Here is a 17,832-nt window from a genome sequence, read left to right as displayed (position 1 = left end):
CGGTGGCGCGGTGTCCCATGCCGCTCCGCCGGTGGGCGGTGGCGCGGCGACGGGTGGCGGTGTGTCGTCCCATGCCGTTCCGCCGGTGGGCGCCCGCCCGCCGGCCGGTGCGGCCGGGGCATCCGCCTCGGCACCGGGGGATTCGGGTACGGCCGGCCCGGTGGCCGCCGGAGGCGTCGGCTCCGGTTCGGTCGGCCCCGGCCGGTGCGGCTGGGCAGCGTCGTCGGTCATGCCTCGATCCTGCTGCGCCCGATGCCCGAGCGGCCTCCGGAGGCGACCCTGACCCCACCCTGAGATCCGGCCCGCCCGAATGTCGGGGGCGTCCCCGTGGTCGGGCGGACACGCCGCGTGTGACGATCGGATCGGCGCCGGAAATCCTCGCCTCTCGTCCGGCCCGACCGTCCTGACCAGGGAGCCCGTGATCAGCAGCATCAGCCAACCACCCCGCCTCTACCGCGCCCCGGAGCACCGGATGGCCGCCGGGGTGGCCGCGGGCATCGCCGAGCATCTCGGAGTTCCGGTGGTCCGGGTCCGGATCGCCTTCATGGTGCTGCTCGGGCTGAGCGGGTTGGGTCTGCTGCTCTATGCCGCCTTCTGGGCGGTCGTGCCACTGCGACCCGGTGACAACGCCGTACCGGCGCGCCGCGATGTCGGCCAGTTGCTGCCCTTCGTGGCCATCGGGCTCGGCGTACTGCTGATCCAGGTGATGGTCTTCGACTCGGTCGGCGCGGCCGGCACGGCGGGCTGGTTGGTCGCCATCATCGCGGTCGGCGCCGGCGTGATCTGGCACCAGTCCGCGCCCGAGCGGCGACGGCAGTGGGGCGAGGCGATGCCGGTGCCCTGGCTCGGCGCGGTGATAGAGGAGAGCGACCGGCGGGCCTTCGTGCTGCGCTTCGTCGGGGGTGGGGTGCTGGTCGCGGTCGGCATCATCGGTGTGGCCGCGGTCTACTCCCCGGCGCAGAACCTCGACGCCGTGGTCAACGGAGTGATCTTCGCGATGGTCGGGCTGGCGGGTGTGGGGGTGGTGGCCGCGCCGGTGCTCTGGCGCACCTGGAACCAACTCCGCTCCGAGCGCGAGGGGCGCATCCGCGAGCAGGAGCGGGCCGAACTGGCGGCCATGGTGCACGACCAGGTGTTGCACACCCTCGCGTTGATCCAGCGCAACGCCAGCGACGTCAAGACGGTGCAGCGGCTCGCCCGGGGCCAGGAGCGCTCACTGCGCAACTGGCTCTACAAGCCCACCGCGTCACCCACCGAACGCCTCGCCGCCGCGCTGGAACAGGCCGCGGCCGAGGTGGAGGACACCTTCGCGATGGCGGTGGAGGCGGTCGTGGTGGGGGACCGGGAGACCGACGAGCGGGTCGGCGCGCTGGTGGCCGCGGCACGCGAAGCGCTGGTGAACGCTGCCCGGCATGCCGGGGTGCAGACCGTCTCGCTCTACGCCGAGGTCGAGCCCGAACAGGTAAGTGTCTTCGTACGGGATCGGGGTGTCGGGTTCGACCCGGATACGGTGGAGGACCATCGGCACGGTGTCCGGGGCTCGATCGTCGGGCGGATGAAACGGCACGGCGGCCGGGCGGAGATCCGGTCCCGGCCTGGGGAGGGGACCGAGGTCCGGTTGATCCTGCCGATCTCCCGGGAGTCGGCCACTGCGGAGAGGGACAAATGATGGTCGAGCAGTCGACACCGCCGGTCGAACCGGAGAGCACCAGGCCCGGACGGCTGCGGGTGTTCCTGGTCGACGACCACGCCATGTTCCGGGCCGGGGTACGCGCCGAACTCGGCGCGCACGTCGAGGTGGTGGGCGAGGCGAGCACGGTGGCCGAGGCGGTCAGCCGGATCGCGGCCACCGGCCCGGACGTGGTCCTGCTCGACGTGCACATGCCCGACGGTGGTGGCCGGGCGGTGCTGGAGGCGATGCGGCGCAGCCATCCCGAGGTCCGGTTCCTGGCGCTCAGCGTCTCCGATGCGGCCGAGGATGTGATCGGGCTGATCCGGGCGGGTGCGCGTGGTTACGTCACCAAGACCATCTCGCCGGACGAGTTGGCCGCGGCGATCCGGCGGGTGGCCGACGGCGACGCGGTGTTCAGCCCGCGCCTGGCCGGCTTCGTGCTGGACGCCTTCGCGGCCCGGCCGGACGCTCCGGTCGCCGATCCGGAACTGGACCAGCTGACCAACCGCGAACGCGAGGTGCTGCGGCTGCTCGCCCGGGGGTACGCGTACAAGGAGATCGCCCGGGAGCTGTACATCTCGATCAAGACGGTCGAGACACACGTCTCCAACGTGCTGCGCAAACTCCAGATGTCCAACCGGTACGAGCTGTCCCGGTGGGCGGCGGACCGGCGCTTGGTGTAACCGACCTTCTCGGCATAAGCGGCTAATCAGGCCGCAGGGCGTGACATGTGGCCAAGTACCCGATCAGAACGATCGACCGCTGGTCTGGAATCGGACTCATACTTTCGGGTAGGATTGCGGACGGAGTGGCGGGATTCACGTCGATGCTCCGGCAGATTCGCGGAGTCGTCGGGCCCGCGTCACCCGACGGGCGGCTGAGCGCGGAAATGTGGTTGACGCGCTGCTCCCACCATGCCTCCGTGGCACCGAAGCGGTGTGTGCGGGGCGATGTCGGCGCCGTCCCGGGCGGGTATCGGGTTGATAACACGCCTTCCCGCCTGGGCGCATTGAGTGTCACAGTTGCAGGCACCTCACAACCCCCTCGTGAGCCGAGCGCCCTGAGGAGGCACTCCCATGCGCGGGAAATTCCTGAAGGTGGCGGTCGCGGCGACCGCCACCGCCATGTTGGCCACCGCCTGTAGCGGCGGTGGCGACGACAACGAGTCGGCCGGCGAGTCCGGCGGCACGCTGCGGGTCTACAACGCCGAGCCGGCGTTCCTGACCCCGTCCGGCGGTGACGACGAGCCGTCGCTGTACGTGATCCGTCAGCTCTATCGCGGTCTGGTCAAGTACAACGCCGAGACTTCCGCGGTCGAGATGGACCTGGCCGATTCGGTCGAGTCGACGGACCAGAAGCTCTGGACGATCAAGCTCAAGAGCGGCTACACCTTCGACAACGGTGAGCCGGTCAACGCCGACGCGTTCCTCCGGTCGTGGAACTACGCCGCGTACGGGCCGAACGCCCAGAACAACGGCTACTTCATGAAGCGGATCGCCGGTAAGGCCGACGTGGCGCCGGTGGACCCGGACGGCGAGGGCCCGAAGAAGGCCCCGAAGCCGGCCGCCGAGACCATGTCGGGTCTCAAGAAGGTCGACGACCTGACCTTCACCGTCGAGCTGGACGCGCCGTTCTCCGGTTTCCCGACCACGGTCGGTTACCCGGGCTTCTTCCCGATGGCCCAGGCCTGCGTCGACGACATCGCCAAGTGCAACGAGACGCCGATCGGGAACGGCCCCTACAAGATCGACGGCAGCTGGCAGCACAACGTCGCCATCAACCTGGTGCGCAGCGACAGCTGGAAGGGCGAGGCGGGCAAGCCGGACCGCATCGAGTACCGGATCTTCGCCGACATCGACGCCGGCTACGCCGCCTTCCAGGCGGGCGAGCTGGACGTGCTCTACACCCTGCCCCCGGCCCGCTACAAGGAGGCCCAGGCGCAGTACGGCGACCGGATGTACGAGTCGCCCGGTGACAGCTTCACCTACGTCGGCATGCCGCTGTACCAGGACACCTTCAAGGACAAGCGGATCCGCCAGGCGCTGTCGCTGTCGATCGACCGCCAGTCGATCGTCGACGCGGTCTTCGACGGCCGGTTCACCCCGGCCAGCGGCTACGTTGCCCCGACCTTCGAGGGTGCTCGCGAAGGCGTCTGCAAGTACTGCACCAAGGACGTCGACAAGGCCAAGCAGCTGCTCGCCGAGGCCGGCGGCTGGCCGGCCGGTAAGAAGCTGATCCTGTGGGCCAACGCCGGTGCCGGCCACGACCTGTGGCTGCAGGCGGTCGGTGACCAGATCAAGGAGGCCCTGGGCATCGACTACGAGCTCAAGGTCAACCTGCAGTTCGCCGAGTACCTCGAGACTGCGGACCAGAAGAAGTTCACCGGTGCGTTCCGCCTCGGCTGGGGTCCGGACTACCCGTTCATGGAGACCTTCCTCTACCCGCTGTACGGCACCGGTGCCGGCAGCAACAACTCGGGCTACACCAACCCGGACTTCGACGCTCTGATGAAGCAGGGTGACTCGGCCGATTCGATCCAGGCCGCGATCCCGGCGTACCAGCAGGCGGAGGACATCCTCGGCGAGGACCTGCCGGTCATCCCGATGTGGTGGAACAAGGTTGGCGCGGTCTACAGCGAGAACGTCGACCAGTTCGTCTGGAACGCCGTCTCGGACGCCGACTACGGTGCGATTTCGCTGAAGCAGAACTGAGCTTCAGACTCCTGATCCTGCCGTAATACGACGTGGCGGCAACGGTGACCCCACCAGGGTGATCGTTGCCGCCACGTCAGCGCCGAGAGGAGACCCCGTCATGGGGCGCTACGTCATTCGACGGTTGCTCCAGTTCATCCCCACCGTGCTGGGCACCATGTTTCTCCTGCACTACATGACCTCGCTGGCGATCCAGTTCAGTGGGAACCCGGTCCGGGCGCTGTTCGGGGACCGGACACCGGACCCCGCGCTGCTTGCGGCGATCACCGAGCGGCTCGGCTACGCCGACCCGTGTCTCGACCAGCGGGGCAACCCCTGCTTCGGGCTCTTCCTGGACCGCCTGCAGAACATCTTCTTCCACTTCGACTTCGGCATCAACCTGCGCCAGCGGGAGGTCACCGACCTGGTCGCCGACGCCATTCCGTTCACCCTCAAGCTGCTGGTCATCGCGATCGTGTTCGAGGCGGTCGTCGGCATCGCGGCGGGGGTGCTGGCCGGTCTGCGGGGCGGTAGCTTCACCGACTACCTGGTGAAGATCAGCACGGTCTTCGTCATCTCGGTGCCGATCTTCGTGCTGGGCGTGGTGGTCCGGGAGTTCGTCGGGGTCAAGTTCGGCAACGTGCTGCGGGGCCAGGACTGGATCCCGGACCTGATTTCCGTCGGTGTCTTCACGCCGGGCTTCAAGCCCGACTATCCGCTGGCCAGCCTGGTGATCCCGGGTATGGTGCTCGGCGCGCTCTCGCTCGCCACCACGGCTCGGCTCACCCGGACCAGCATCATGGAGAACATCCGCGCCGACTACGTCCGCACCGCCAAGGCCAAGGGACTGACCAACAAGCGGGTCATCGGTGTGCACACGCTCCGCAACTCGCTGATCCCCGTGATCACCTTCCTCGGCGTCGACATCGGCGCCGCGATGGCCGGCGCGGTCGTCACCGAGACCATCTTCAACGTGCCGGGCATCGGCCGGCTGGTGACGATGTCGGCGCGCACCGGTGAGTCCTCGGTGGTGGTCGGCGTGGTGACCATGCTGGTGCTTGTCGTCCTGCTGGCCAACCTGCTGGTCGACCTGCTCTATGCCGTGCTCGACCCGAGGATCCGCTATGAGTGACCGAATCACGGTGGCGGAGGCAGGTCTTCCGACCGTTCCTGATGGCCGGGTGGAGCGAAACGAGGTGTGGACATGAGTGACCTGACGAGCACGGGCTCCGCCGCCGGCGGTGCGCCGGTGGCCGGTGACGGCCCTACGCCCGACACTCCGGGCGGCAAGGAGCGTAACGCGAGCCTGTGGGCGGACGCCCGGCGGCAGCTGCTGCGCGACCCGGTCTTCGTGATCGCCTGTCTCTACATCCTCGCGGTCGGGTCGATGGCGCTCTTCCCGAAGCTCTGGACCAGCCAGGACCCGCGGGTGTGCAGCACCGACCGGACCCGGGTCGCCCCGAGCTGGGACCACCCCTTCGGCTTCGACGTGCTGGGCTGCGACTACTACTCGCACGCGATCTACGGCGCCCGCCCGTCGATGGTGATCGCGGTGATGGCGACCGGCGGCATCGTGCTGTTCGGTGGGGTGCTCGGCCTGCTCGCCGGCTACTACGGCGGCTGGGTCGACGCGGTCATCTCCCGGGTGATGGACATCTTTTTCTCGCTGCCGTTCCTGCTCGGCGCGATCGTCTTCCTCACCGTGATCAAGCGACAGAACATCTGGACCATCACCGCCGTGCTGTTCCTGCTGGCCTGGCCGACAATCGCCCGGATCATCCGGGGTAGCGTCATCTCCTCGAAGGACCTGGACTACGTGCAGGCCGCGAAGGCGGTCGGTGCCCGCAACTCCCGGTTGATGTTCCGGCACATCCTGCCGAACGCGATCGCCCCGATGCTGGTCTACGCCACCATCGTGCTCGGCTCGTTCGTCGCCGCCGAGGCCACGCTGACCTTCCTCGGCGTCGGTCTCCAGCCGCCCACCCAGTCCTGGGGCATCATGATCAGCCAGCACCAGGTCTACTTCCTGGAGGATCCGTGGCTGTTGCTCTTCCCCTGTGGTCTGCTGGTGGGCACGGTGCTGTCCTTCATCCTCATGGGTGACGCGCTGCGTGACGCCCTCGACCCGAAGTTCCGGTGAGTCCGATGAGTGAGTCGCAGCGAGCGAATCATCAGCCAAGGGCGACGGTGCCTCACGAGGGCACGGAGCGAGCGGAGTGCCGGCATGAGCACTGATGTGAACGTCAAGATGGAGGCGCTGGCGGGCGTCGACCCGGACGCGCTGCCACTACAGGTCAAGGACCTGCACGTGGAGTTCCGCACCCGCAACGGCATCGCCCAGGCCGTGAACGGCGTGAGCTTCGACCTGCGGGCCGGCGAGACCCGGGCGATCCTCGGCGAGTCCGGCTGCGGCAAGAGCGTGACCGCTCAGGCGATCATGGGCATCCTGGACACCCCGCCCGGCTTCATCACCGGTGGCGAGATCCTCTACCGGGGGGTCGACCTGCTCAAGCTGCCGGAGTCGGAACGGCGCAAGGTGCGGGCGAACCGGGTCGCGATGATCTTCCAGGACGCGCTCTCCGCGTTGAACCCGGTCTTCACCGTCGGTTTCCAGCTGGCCGAGCTGTTCCGCAAGCACCGGGGCATGTCCCGGCAGAACGCCAAGGCCCGTGCCGTCGAGTTGTTGGACCTGGTGAAGATCCCCGCCGCCAAGCAGCGGGTGAACGACTACCCGCACCAGTTCTCGGGTGGTATGCGGCAGCGCGTCATGATCGCCATGGCGCTGGCGCTCGACCCCGAGGTGCTGATCGCGGACGAGCCGACCACCGCGCTGGACGTGACCGTGCAGGCGCAGATCATGGCGCTGCTCGCGGAGTTGCAGCGGGAACGCAACATGGGCCTGGTGCTGATCACCCACGACATGGGGGTGGTGGCCGACGTGGCGGACCGGATCTCGGTGATGTACGCCGGCCGGGTCATCGAGGAAGCCGGCGTGAACGACATCTACGCCAGCCCCGCCCACCCGTACACCAAGGGTCTGCTGGAGTCGATCCCGCGCCTGGACCTCAAGGGTCATGAGCTCAGTGCCATCAAGGGCCTGCCGCCGATGCTGACCAACATCCCGCCGGGCTGCGCCTTCAACCCCCGGTGCGGCTACGCGCAGGACGTCTGCCGGCAGGATCCGGCGCCACCGCTGTACCAGGTGTCGCCGAGCCGGACGGCCGCCTGCCACTTCTGGAAGGAGGTCAAGGGCGATGAGTGACGTCGTGCTGGAAACCCGCGACCTGGTCAAGCACTTCCCGCTGACCCGGGGCATCGTTTTCAAGAAGCAGTACGGCGCGGTTCAGGCGGTCGACGGGGTCAGCCTGGAGCTGCGGCGCGGCGAGACGCTGGGCGTCGTGGGTGAGTCCGGCTGCGGCAAGTCGACGCTGGCCCGGCTGCTGGTCGGGCTGGAGACGCCGACCTCGGGTGACCTGTTCGTGCAGGGCAAGAACATGTCGAAGGTCGGCGCCGAGGAGCGACGTCGGGGCCGGCGCAACATCCAGCTGGTGATGCAGGACCCGTACACCTCGCTCAACCCGCGGATGACCGTCGGCGACATCGTCGGGGAGCCCTTCGAGGTGCACCCGGACGTGCTGCCGAAGGCCAGGCGGCGGGCCAGGGTGCAGGAACTGCTCGATCTGGTCGGTCTCAACCCGGACCACATCACCCGGTACCCGCACCAGTTCTCCGGCGGCCAGCGGCAGCGCATCGGCATCGCCCGGGCGCTCGCGCTCAACCCGGAGATCATCCTGTGTGACGAGCCGGTCTCCGCGCTGGACGTCTCCATCCAGGCCCAGGTGATCAACCTGCTGGAGAAGCTCCAGAAGGAGCTCGGGCTGTCGTACATCTTCATCGCCCACGACCTTTCGGTGGTCCGGCACATCGCCGACCGGGTCGCGGTCATGTACCTCGGGAAGATCATCGAGATCGGCACCGAGGACGAGATCTACGACAACCCGACCCATCCGTACACGCAGGCGTTGCTGTCGGCGGTGCCGGTGCCGGATCCGAGGCGGCGTGGGCACCGGGATCAGATCGTGCTGACCGGTGACGTGCCGTCGCCGGCCAACCCGCCCTCGGGCTGCCGATTCCGCACCCGGTGCTGGAAGGCCCAGGACATCTGCGCCGAGCAGCAGCCGCTGCTGGAGATCCGCGACAATTCGGGTCACCCGAGCGCCTGCCACTTCGCCGAGGTACGCGACGTGGTGCACGCGTCGGAGTAGCCCCACAGACGCCGCCGCTCCCGTCCATCCGTACCGGAAGCAGCGGTGAAGGTAGTGCCTCCTCAGTGATTCGGGGCGTCGGCCGTCACCAGCAGCCGGCGCCCCGGTCCACATCCTGCCTGCCCACGCATCCCCAGGTTGATCAAAAAGTTCACGTCCGGAACAGCGCGAATCCAGACGTGAACTTCTTGATCAACAGTGCCGTCCGCGCACGCGGATGCTGGCGTGGGTAGGTGGGGCGGGTGGTTTAGAGGGGGCCGCGGCCGGCGCGGAGCAGCAGCAGGGCTAGTTGGGTGCCGTCCGCGCCCAGGGCCGACCGGAACCGCTCCAGGATCTCCTGCTCGCGGGAGAGGACGAGCCGGGTGCCGCCCGAGGCCATCCGGGTCGCACCGACCTCCCGGGAGAGCGTGGCGCGCTCCTGCCACAACTCGATGAGCGCTCGGTCGATCTCGTCGATCCGTGCCCGGATCTCGGCGATCCGGTTGGCGGCGTCCGGCTCGGCGGTGCCGGTGGCCGGGATGTCGCCCTCGGGCCCGGTGCGACCGGTGCCGTTCGAGATCGTGCCGGACCCGGTCGCGCCGCCGTTCTGCTCCATCACGTCTGTCATCCTCAGGTACCCCTCGCGGTGTGGTGCCCGTTGCCCGGATTCCGGGACGCGAAAAGCCCCGGGCTCCGAGAGCCCGGGGCTTTTTCGTAGGTCTGATCGATCAGGCGCGACCTACGGCTGCCGGACTCCCGGAGCCGTAGTAAAAGTAGAAGCGCTGGTCGAACACGCTGTCGAGTATGCCGCCCCGCGGGGGTGACGCGCAAGGAAAGCCGTCAACAAGGGGCTGCCGCTACCGCAGGCGTCAACCCGCCGCCTTCCCTGCATCTGGGCGGTGGTGCCGTCGGCGGGTGATGTCCGGCCGGCGGCATAGACTCGCCGTGCGATGCATCCTCTCTTCGACATCCCCGCGTCCCCGCCCGAGCCCGAGCCTGCCCGGGCGTTGCCGCCCCACCGGTCCGCGCCCGGCCGCCTCGACCCGACTCAGTTGGTGGAGGGACTCAACGGCCCGCAGCGGGACGCGGTCACCCACGCGGGCTCGCCGCTGCTGATCGTGGCCGGCGCCGGGTCCGGCAAGACCCGAGTGCTGACCCACCGGATCGCCTATCTGCTCGCCGCTCGGGATGTGCACCCCGGCGAGATCATCGCGATCACCTTCACCAACAAGGCCGCCGGCGAGATGAAGGACCGGGTCACCGCCCTGGTCGGCCCACGGGCCCGGCTGATGTGGGTCTCCACGTTCCACTCGGCTTGTGTCCGGATCCTGCGTGCCGAGCACGAGCAGGCCGGTCTGAAGTCCACGTTCTCGATCTACGATGCCGACGACTCCCGCCGGCTGATGCAGCTCGTCGCCCGGGAACTCGACCTGGATCCGAAGCGTTATCCGGCGCGGGGCCTGGCCGCCCAGGTCTCGAACCTGAAGAACGAGCTGGTCGATCCGGAGACGTTCGCCGCGCGGGCGAGCGGGCCGAACGAACGCGCCCTGGCCGAGGCGTACGCCCTCTACCAGCGGCGGCTCCGTGAGGCCCACGCGCTGGACTTCGATGACCTGATCATGACGACGGTGCACCTGCTCCAGTCGCATCCGCATGTCGCGGAGAGCTACCGCCGTCGTTTCCGGCACGTGCTGGTCGACGAGTACCAGGACACCAACCACGCGCAGTACGTCCTGATCAAGGAGTTGGTCTCCGGCACCGAGGGCCTCGACCCGGCCGAGCTGTGTGTGGTCGGCGACGCGGACCAGTCCATCTACGCCTTCCGGGGCGCGACGATCCGCAACATCCTGGAGTTCGAGCGCGACTTCAGCAACGCCCGCACCATCCTGCTGGAGCAGAACTACCGCTCCACGCAGACCATCCTGAACGCCGCGAACGCGGTGATCGACCGCAACACGTCCCGCAAGCCGAAGCGACTGTGGAGCGACGCCGGCCCGGGCGAACCGATCGTCGCGTACGTCGCCGACACCGAGCACGCCGAGGCGGACTGGGTGGCCCGGGAGATCGACAGGTTGGTCGACGACGGGGAGACACGTCCGGGTGACGTGGCGGTCTTCTACCGCACCAACGCCCAGTCCCGGGTCTTCGAGGAGGTGTTCATCCGCCTCGGTCTGCCCTACAAGGTCGTCGGCGGGGTGCGCTTCTACGAGCGCAAGGAGGTCCGGGACGCCCTGGCCTACCTGCGTTCGGTGGTCAACGACGACGACACGGTCAGCCTGCGGCGGATCCTGAACACCCCGCGCCGGGGCATCGGCGACCGCGCCGAGGCGTGCGTGGAGGCGCTGGCCAGCCGCGACCGGATCTCCTTCGGTGCCGCGCTGCGGCGAGCCGGTGACGCGCCCGGCATCTCGACCCGGGCGGCCAACGGCATCGCCGACTTCGTGGCGCTGCTCGACTCCGCCCGTGAGCTGGCCGTCGACGGTACCCCGGAGGAGGTGCTGGAGGCGGTGCTGACCCGCTCGGGCTACCTGACCGAGCTGGAGGAGAGCCTCGACCCGCAGGACGCGGGCCGGGTCGACAACCTCCAGGAGCTGGTCAGCGTCGCGCGTGAGTACACCGAGCGGGTCGAGGCGACCGGCGCGGAGGGGGAGCGGGCCACCCTGGCCGGTTTCCTGGAGCAGGTCGCGCTGGTCGCCGACGCCGACCAGGTGCCCAGCGACGACCCCGAGCACCAGGGTGTGGTCACCCTGATGACGCTGCACACCGCCAAGGGCCTGGAGTTCCCGGTGGTGTTCCTGACCGGCCTGGAGGACGGCGTCTTCCCGCACCTGCGCTCGCTTGGCGACACCCGGGAGTTGGAGGAGGAGCGCCGGCTGGCGTACGTCGGCATCACCCGTGCCCGGCAGCGGCTCTACCTCTCCCGGGCGGTGACCCGCTCGGCGTGGGGTCAGCCGGCCTACAACCCGCCGTCCCGGTTCGTCGAGGAACTGCCGCCCGAACTGGTCCGCTGGGAGCGGACCGAGGGCTCGTACACCACGTGGGGTGGAGGTGGTGGCGGCGTGGGCGGCCGTGCGGACCGGACGTCCGGCGGTCGCGGCGGTTTTGCCGGCGGCACGCCCCGGGCGGTCCAACTGGCCCGCAAGCTCGGGGTGGACGGCAGCCGGTTGACCACCGCGAGCGAGCTGCCACAGGGGCCGAAGGTCACCGCCGGGGACCGGGTGAACCACCAGCGGTACGGTCTCGGCCGGGTGGTGACCGTGGAGGGACACGGCCCGGGCGCCCGAGCGCAGATCGACTTCGGCGACCAGACGCTGTGGCTGGTGCTCCGACACGCTCCGATCGAGAAGATCTGACCCAGCCGACCAGGCAGGGGTCAGCAGGCCACGTCGAGGCCGCGGGCGCGCAGGAACGGCGCCGGGTCGATCTGGTTCCACATCTGTCCCTGGTGCACCTCGAAGTGCAGGTGCGGGCCGGTGGAGTCGCCCGTGGAGCCCTCCAGGCCGATCGGCTGCCCGGTGCTGACCTTCTCACCCACGCTCACCCTGGCGGTGCTCAGGTGGGCGTAGTGGGTGAGATAGCCGTTGCCGTGGTCGATGACCACGGAGATGCCGTACCCGTCGCCGACGTCGCCGGCCTTCGTCACGGTGCCGCCGAAGGCGGCGCGCACGGGGGTGCCGGCCGGCATGGCGAAGTCGATGCCGGCGTGCAGGGTGCCCCAGCGGGGCCCGTAGCAGGAGGTGACGGCACCTCCGGCCATCGGCAGGACCCAGGAGGACTTCGGCTTTGTGCTCTTCTTCGGCTTCGCCTCGGCGGTCGCCGTCCGGCTGGCCTTCGGCTTCGGCTTCCGGCTGGCCTTCGGCTTCGGCTTCGGGCTGGGCTGCGCGGTGGGGCTGGCGCTCGGCGACGGGGACGGGCTCGGTGACGGGCTGCCCGAGGCGGCGGGTTCGCGGGCCGACCGGTCGGCCCGCTCGGCCCCCTCGGCGCGGGTCTGGGCGTCCAGGGCGACCGGGCTGGTGGTCGACCGCTCGTCGCGGTCGGTCAGGACGACACCGCCGACGCCGAGCGCCGCCAGGGCGACCACACCGACAGCCAGCAGACGGGAGTGCCGGATCAGGCGCCGCCGGTGGCCGGCCGGGGCGTGGGGGATCTCGCGGGGCGGGGTGTGGCTGTCGTCCTGCACGGTACGGACCTCATTGGTTTCGAGTGGTACGTGACCTCGAAATCCTGGTGTCGGTCCGGGCGGTGCCGGGATCGGGGGTGTCGGTGGCGCGGGCGATGGTCGGTGCCGCTGTCCGCCTTCGTGCCGGGCTGTTCTCGACTGCCCGATGCCGATCTGGCCGGCCGGTGCGCCGCCGGTCACATTTGCGCAGGTGAGCTGGGACACTTGCGGGCACGAGGCGCCAAGCAAAACCGCCCGGATCGACAGATCCGGGCGGTCAACAGGCGTTACGGCCGGTCAGGACGCGGCTACCTCGCTGTAGATTGCCTCGACTTGTAGCTTGATGTCCACTCCGCGCTCCTGGAGCCACGGCACCGGGTCGAGCGGCTCGCCCTTGACATGGATCTCCAGGTGCAGGTGGGAGCCGTAGGAGTGGCCCGTGTTGCCGACCAGGCCAAGCTGGTCACCGGCGTTGACCTGCTGTCCCTCGCGGACGTTGAGCGCGGAGGAGTGGCCGTAGATGGCCTCGCTGCCGTCGGCGTGCTGCACGATCACCGCGTTTCCATAGCCGCCGAACCAGCCGGCCTTGGTGACGGTGCCCTCGTGGATGGCGACGTACGGGGTTCCCTCCGGCGCGACGAGATCGACGCCGGTGTGCAGCTTGCCCCACCGCATGCCGTAGGGAGAGTTGAAGTCGTAGCCCTGCAGGGGGAGCAGCCAGACGCCGGTGTCCTCGGCGCTCTCCGGGGCATCGCGGCCGTCCCGGGAGGCCCGGTCGGCGGCGTCGGCCCGCTCGGCCGTGCCCTGATCGCTGATCGACGCCTGCTTCAGCTCGTCGAGCACCGACGGGCTGACGCTCTTGGCGTCCGGCATCGCGCTGGCGCCCAGCGCCACCACACCGGCGCCGACGAAGGCGGTGGTGACGACCGCGGCGTAGCGGCTGCGCGGGGGGGTGGGTACGCGGCGGCGGCCGCGATATCGATCGGGCTCAGACGACAGGCGCTGGCGCACGCATACCCTCCGTTGTCGGGGTTCCGATGCGGATCAGCCGTCGTCCGGATCTGGTGACCGTGCGTCGGCTGGTCGCGTCGTCACCCGTCCGTAGACCTGATGACAACCGTGGACACGGTAGCCAACCGTCAGTCCTCTCACAAGCCGGAGCGCCGAATTGCCTGCAACCTTCTGTCCGTTTCCGTCCGAGATTGTCCTGGCTCGGGGGTGTACTGGGGTGTCCTCGTTATCCTCCGTTCGTCGCACACCGTGACCGAACGGCGGACTCGTCCCGCTTGACGCGTCGCGCGCCGGTCGTGTCTGTGCGTGAGGTGCCGATGGGTGCCTGGGTGAGGTGGCCGGAGGTCGCGACGAGCCCGCAGGTCGGACGCCCGTCCACCGCTCGCCCGACCGGCCCCGGTTCCCCGGTCCCGGTCGGGCGGGTTACCGTTCGTTCAGGTGAAAGCCGCGGAGCCGGTGAAAGGGATGCCCAGATGAGCTCTCGTGTTCGGGTCGTCGTCGCCAAGCCAGGCCTGGACGGCCACGACCGCGGCGCCAAGGTGGTGGCGCGCGCTCTGCGTGACGCCGGCATGGAGGTCATCTACACCGGCCTGCACCAGACCCCGGAGCAGATCGTGGAGACCGCGATCCAGGAGGACGCCGACGCGGTCGGTCTCTCGGTACTCTCCGGCGCGCACATGACGCTGTTCCGCCGGGTCCTCGAACTGCTCGACGAGCGGGAGGCCCGGGACATCGTCGTCTTCGGCGGAGGCATCATCCCGGAGGCCGACCTTCCGGAGTTGGAGCGGCTCGGCGTGGCCAAGATCTTTACCCCGGGCGCCACCACCGCATCCATCGTGGAATGGGTCCGGAACAACGTCGCCCAGCCGGTGGCCTGAGCACAGGGGGAGGGGCCGGACGCACCCCTCACACGTCCGGCCCCTCTATGCACGATGCCCCGCCGCCACCCCTCGACCGACAGGGCATCGGCCGTTTTCGTCTTCGCGCTTCCCAGCGCTCCGACACCTGACTCAACGATGCCCTTCCTGCGGGGTTACGCGGGACCGCTGAGAACCGCCGCCGCCCTGACAAGATCGCTCGAACGGGTGACGTCGCCGGTGCCGGTGGACCGGCGTCGGCCCGGGCTGTGCATTACCGCACACCGCGCACCCGCTCGGTTGCCGGCGGTGCCGGCATCGCTAGGCTGCGCCCAATGAAACCTTTCCCACCTCGCTCTGCGAGCCGGACCGTCAGGTCGGCTGCGGCGCGTGGTCGCGGTGGCGAGGGTTCGACGGCCTGCGTCAACTTCAACTGATGTCGGGCATCACACTGTTTTCTTTCCATACGCTGGTGGCGGCGCGACGGTGCGCCGCAGAGACGGGACGGGACGCGCAATCGTGGACCTGTACGAGTACCAGGGGCGGGACCTGTTCGAGCGGCACGGGCTTCCCGTGCTCGCCGGCGGCGTCGCCACGACCCCGGAGGAGGCCCGCGCGATCGCCGAACGCCTCGGCGGCCGGGTGGTCGTCAAGGCACAGGTGAAGGTCGGCGGCCGAGGCAAGGCGGGCGGCGTCAAGCTGGCCGAGGGCGCGGAGGAGACGGTGGCCCGCGCCACCGACATCCTCGGCATGGACATCAAGGGCCACACCGTCCACAAGGTCATGATCACCGTGACCGCGGACGTGGCCGAGGAGTACTACTTCTCGTACCTGCTCGATCGGGCGAACCGCACGTTCCTCTGCATCGCCAGCGTCGCCGGCGGCATGGACATCGAGCAGGTCGCCGACGAGACCCCGGAGAAGGTCGTCAAGGCGCCGATCGACGCCGTCAAGGGCGTGGACGAGGCGAAGGCGCGGGAGATCGTCGACGCGGCCGGCTTCCCGGCCGAGGTCGCCGACCAGGTCGTCGAGACCGCGGTCGGCCTGTGGCGGGCGTTCGTCGCCGAGGACGCCACCCTGGTCGAGGTGAACCCGCTGGCCAAGACCGCCGAGGGCAAGCTGCTGCTGCTGGACGCCAAGGTGACGCTGGACGAGAACGCCGGCTTCCGGCACCCCGACCACGAGGCACTTGTCGACCAGGCGGCGGTGGACCCCCTGGAGCAGGCGGCCAAGGAGAAGGACCTCAACTACGTCAAGCTCGACGGCGAGGTGGGCATCATCGGCAACGGCGCGGGCCTGGTCATGTCGACCCTCGACGTGGTCGCCTACGCCGGAGAGCGGCACGGCAACGTCAAGCCGGCCAACTTCCTCGACATCGGTGGCGGCGCGAGCGCCGCGGTCATGGCCAACGGTCTGGAGATCGTGCTCTCCGACCCGTCGGTCAAGAGCGTCTTCGTCAACGTCTTCGGCGGCATCACCGCCTGCGACGCGGTCGCCAACGGCATCGTGCAGGCGTTGGGCCTGCTGGAGCAGCGGGGCGAGCAGGTCACCAAGCCGCTCGTCGTCCGCCTCGACGGCAACAACGCCGAGGCCGGGCGAGCGATCCTCGACGGCGCGAACAACCCGCTTATCGAGCGGGTCGACACCATGGACGGCGCGGCCGAGCGGGCCGCCGAGCTGGCGGCTGCGGGGGTCTGACACATGGCTATCTGGCTGACCAAGGACTCGAAGGTCATCGTCCAGGGGATGACCGGTTCCGAGGGTTCCAAGCACACCCGCCGGATGCTCGCCGCCGGCACGAACGTGGTGGGCGGCGTGAACCCGCGCAAGGCGGGCACCACCGTCGACTTCGACGGCACCGAACTGCCGGTCTTCGCCGGCGTCGCCGACGCGATGAAGGACACCGGCGCGGATGTCACGGTCATCTTCGTGCCGCCGCAGTTCACCAAGGCGGCGGTCATCGAGGCGATCGACGCCGAGATCCCGCTGGCTGTGGTGATCACCGAGGGGGTGCCGGTGCACGACACCGCCGCCTTCTGGGCGTACAACGTGGCCAAGGGGGAGCGGACCAGGATCATCGGGCCGAACTGCCCCGGCATCGCCTCGCCGGGTGCCTCGAACGCCGGCATTATCCCGGCCAACATCACCGGCTCCGGCCGGATCGGCCTGGTCAGCAAGAGCGGCACGCTGACCTATCAGATGATGTACGAGCTGCGGGACATCGGCTTCTCCACCTGCGTCGGCATCGGCGGCGACCCGATCATCGGGACGACGCACATCGACGCGCTGGCCGCCTTCGAGGCCGACCCGGACACCGACGCCATCGTCATGATCGGTGAGATCGGTGGGGACGCCGAGGAGCGGGCGGCCGAGTTCATCAAGGCCAACGTCAGCAAGCCGGTGGTCGGCTACATCGCCGGGTTCACCGCCCCGCCCGGCAAGACCATGGGGCACGCCGGTGCGATCATCTCCGGCTCGGCGGGCACCGCCGACGCCAAGAAGGAAGCGCTGGAGGCGGTCGGCGTGAAGGTCGGCAAGACGCCGACCGAGACGGCCAAGCTGATGCGCGAGATCATGTCCGCGGGCTGAGCGGAACACGCATCGAGGGGCCGACCGGAAGGTCGGCCCCTCAGCGGTTCCAGTACGGGTAGTTGCCGGTCGCCTGCAGGATCAGGCTGACGACGATGTTCAGCACGCCCAGCGCGATGGCCACGTAGCCCAGCACCGGCGACTGGCGGAACCGGCGCGCGTCGCGGATCGACAACCAGCCGAAGACGATGCCGAGGACGCCGCAGCAGAGCACCCCGGTCACGATGCCGAGCACGCCCCAGAGAGTCGTGCGGTTTCGGCCGGTCGGTGATGGCGGGGGCGGTGGATACGGAGCGTTCACGACTCCCCTTCCGGTGACGTGCTGCCGCGACGTCGGTCACGGCCCCTGAGCCGAGGCTAGAGGAGCCGGTGCCCGCCCACGGCGGATCGGGCGAACTGCCTCCTCCGGCGCACCGGGCGTCGCTGCGAGCGGGTGTCGGGCAGCCAGGGCCGGCGCGGCATGCCAGAGTAGAGCCGATGTCCGTCACCCCTGACCAGCCACGCCGGGCCACCGACGCCCGTGGCGCCGGCGTCCGGCCACCCGGACGGGCCGGCTCTCCGCGCCGGGTGCCCGCTGCGCGGGCGGCACCCTCGGGGCGCAGCCACGCGC

General features: G+C 69.6%; 15 protein-coding genes and 1 pseudogene. 11 read left to right on the top strand and 5 right to left on the bottom strand.

Annotated elements, in window-relative coordinates:
- Window positions 1–231 (bottom strand): annotated as a pseudogene (locus AC2CHE_RS24295) (PspC domain-containing protein); the annotation flags it as partial.
- A 172-nt stretch (window positions 232–403) separates the two neighbouring features.
- On the opposite strand from AC2CHE_RS24295, the gene AC2CHE_RS24290 reads away from it, so the two are divergent.
- The 7 genes from AC2CHE_RS24290 (at window position 404) to AC2CHE_RS24260 (ending at window position 8,627) form a co-directional block, all read left to right on the top strand.
- Entirely contained in the window at window positions 404–1,669 is a 1,266-nt protein-coding gene (locus tag AC2CHE_RS24290) for a PspC domain-containing protein (protein ID WP_484507166.1), read from the top strand.
- Window positions 1,669–2,355: a response regulator gene (locus tag AC2CHE_RS24285; protein WP_484507165.1), complete on the top strand. Its 687-nt coding sequence runs from the start codon at window positions 1,669–1,671 to the stop codon at window positions 2,353–2,355. The genes AC2CHE_RS24290 and AC2CHE_RS24285 overlap by 1 nt, the downstream gene beginning before the upstream one ends.
- 393 nt (window positions 2,356–2,748) lie before the next feature.
- Entirely contained in the window at window positions 2,749–4,383 is a 1,635-nt protein-coding gene (locus AC2CHE_RS24280) for a peptide ABC transporter substrate-binding protein (protein ID WP_484507164.1), read from the top strand.
- A 100-nt stretch (window positions 4,384–4,483) separates the two neighbouring features.
- Complete coding sequence (locus AC2CHE_RS24275; RefSeq protein WP_484507163.1) at window positions 4,484–5,494, top strand: ABC transporter permease; 1,011 nt, start codon at window positions 4,484–4,486, stop codon at window positions 5,492–5,494.
- Between the two features lie 72 nt (window positions 5,495–5,566).
- Window positions 5,567–6,502, top strand: coding sequence for an ABC transporter permease (locus AC2CHE_RS24270; protein WP_484507162.1), 936 nt, complete (start codon window positions 5,567–5,569; stop codon window positions 6,500–6,502).
- 84 nt (window positions 6,503–6,586) lie between these two features.
- A complete protein-coding gene (locus tag AC2CHE_RS24265; RefSeq protein ID WP_484507161.1) occupies window positions 6,587–7,624 on the top strand; it encodes an ABC transporter ATP-binding protein in 1,038 nt (345 codons plus the stop codon).
- Window positions 7,617–8,627 (top strand): ABC transporter ATP-binding protein, encoded by a 1,011-nt coding sequence (locus AC2CHE_RS24260; protein ID WP_484507160.1) that lies wholly within the window; start codon window positions 7,617–7,619, stop codon window positions 8,625–8,627. The genes AC2CHE_RS24265 and AC2CHE_RS24260 overlap by 8 nt, the downstream gene beginning before the upstream one ends.
- Before the next feature lie 247 nt (window positions 8,628–8,874).
- Here AC2CHE_RS24260 and AC2CHE_RS24255 read toward each other — a convergent pair whose 3' ends face one another.
- The gene (locus AC2CHE_RS24255; protein WP_484507159.1) at window positions 8,875–9,234 is read right to left on the bottom strand and encodes a chorismate mutase; all 360 of its coding nucleotides are present in this window, start codon (window positions 9,232–9,234) and stop codon (window positions 8,875–8,877) included.
- A 322-nt stretch (window positions 9,235–9,556) separates the two neighbouring features.
- On the opposite strand from AC2CHE_RS24255, the gene pcrA reads away from it, so the two are divergent.
- Window positions 9,557–11,959, top strand: a complete 2,403-nt coding sequence (gene pcrA / locus AC2CHE_RS24250; protein WP_484507158.1) for a DNA helicase PcrA — start codon at window positions 9,557–9,559, stop codon at window positions 11,957–11,959.
- A gap of 20 nt (window positions 11,960–11,979) precedes the next feature.
- On the opposite strand, the gene AC2CHE_RS24245 is transcribed toward pcrA, so the two are convergent.
- Both AC2CHE_RS24245 and AC2CHE_RS24240 read right to left on the bottom strand, forming a co-directional pair.
- Window positions 11,980–12,786, bottom strand: a complete 807-nt coding sequence (locus tag AC2CHE_RS24245) for a M23 family metallopeptidase (protein WP_484507157.1) — start codon at window positions 12,784–12,786, stop codon at window positions 11,980–11,982.
- Between the two features lie 276 nt (window positions 12,787–13,062).
- Window positions 13,063–13,776 carry a M23 family metallopeptidase gene (locus AC2CHE_RS24240; protein WP_484507156.1) on the bottom strand — a complete coding sequence of 238 codons (714 nt, stop codon included), beginning with the start codon at window positions 13,774–13,776 and terminating at the stop codon, window positions 13,063–13,065.
- Window positions 13,777–14,249: 473 nt separating this feature from the next.
- Between AC2CHE_RS24240 and icmB the strand changes: the two genes are divergently transcribed.
- From icmB to sucD, 3 genes are all read left to right on the top strand, one after another.
- A complete protein-coding gene (gene icmB / locus AC2CHE_RS24235; RefSeq protein WP_484507155.1) occupies window positions 14,250–14,654 on the top strand; it encodes a coenzyme B12-dependent isobutyryl CoA mutase small subunit in 405 nt (134 codons plus the stop codon).
- A 498-nt stretch (window positions 14,655–15,152) separates the two neighbouring features.
- A complete protein-coding gene (sucC, locus tag AC2CHE_RS24230; protein ID WP_484507154.1) occupies window positions 15,153–16,331 on the top strand; it encodes an ADP-forming succinate--CoA ligase subunit beta in 1,179 nt (392 codons plus the stop codon).
- Between the two features lie 3 nt (window positions 16,332–16,334).
- Window positions 16,335–17,222 (top strand): succinate--CoA ligase subunit alpha, encoded by an 888-nt coding sequence (gene sucD / locus AC2CHE_RS24225; RefSeq protein WP_484507153.1) that lies wholly within the window; start codon window positions 16,335–16,337, stop codon window positions 17,220–17,222.
- Window positions 17,223–17,262: 40 nt separating this feature from the next.
- Here sucD and AC2CHE_RS24220 read toward each other — a convergent pair whose 3' ends face one another.
- Entirely contained in the window at window positions 17,263–17,523 is a 261-nt protein-coding gene (locus tag AC2CHE_RS24220) for a DUF4190 domain-containing protein (protein WP_484507152.1), read from the bottom strand.
- Between the last annotated feature and the right edge of the window lie 309 nt (window positions 17,524–17,832).

Source organism: Micromonospora sp. ATLC16, from assembly GCF_057196645.1.
The sequence above is the reverse complement of the archived record's forward strand: the minus strand, read 5'-3'. Positions and strand labels throughout refer to the sequence as shown.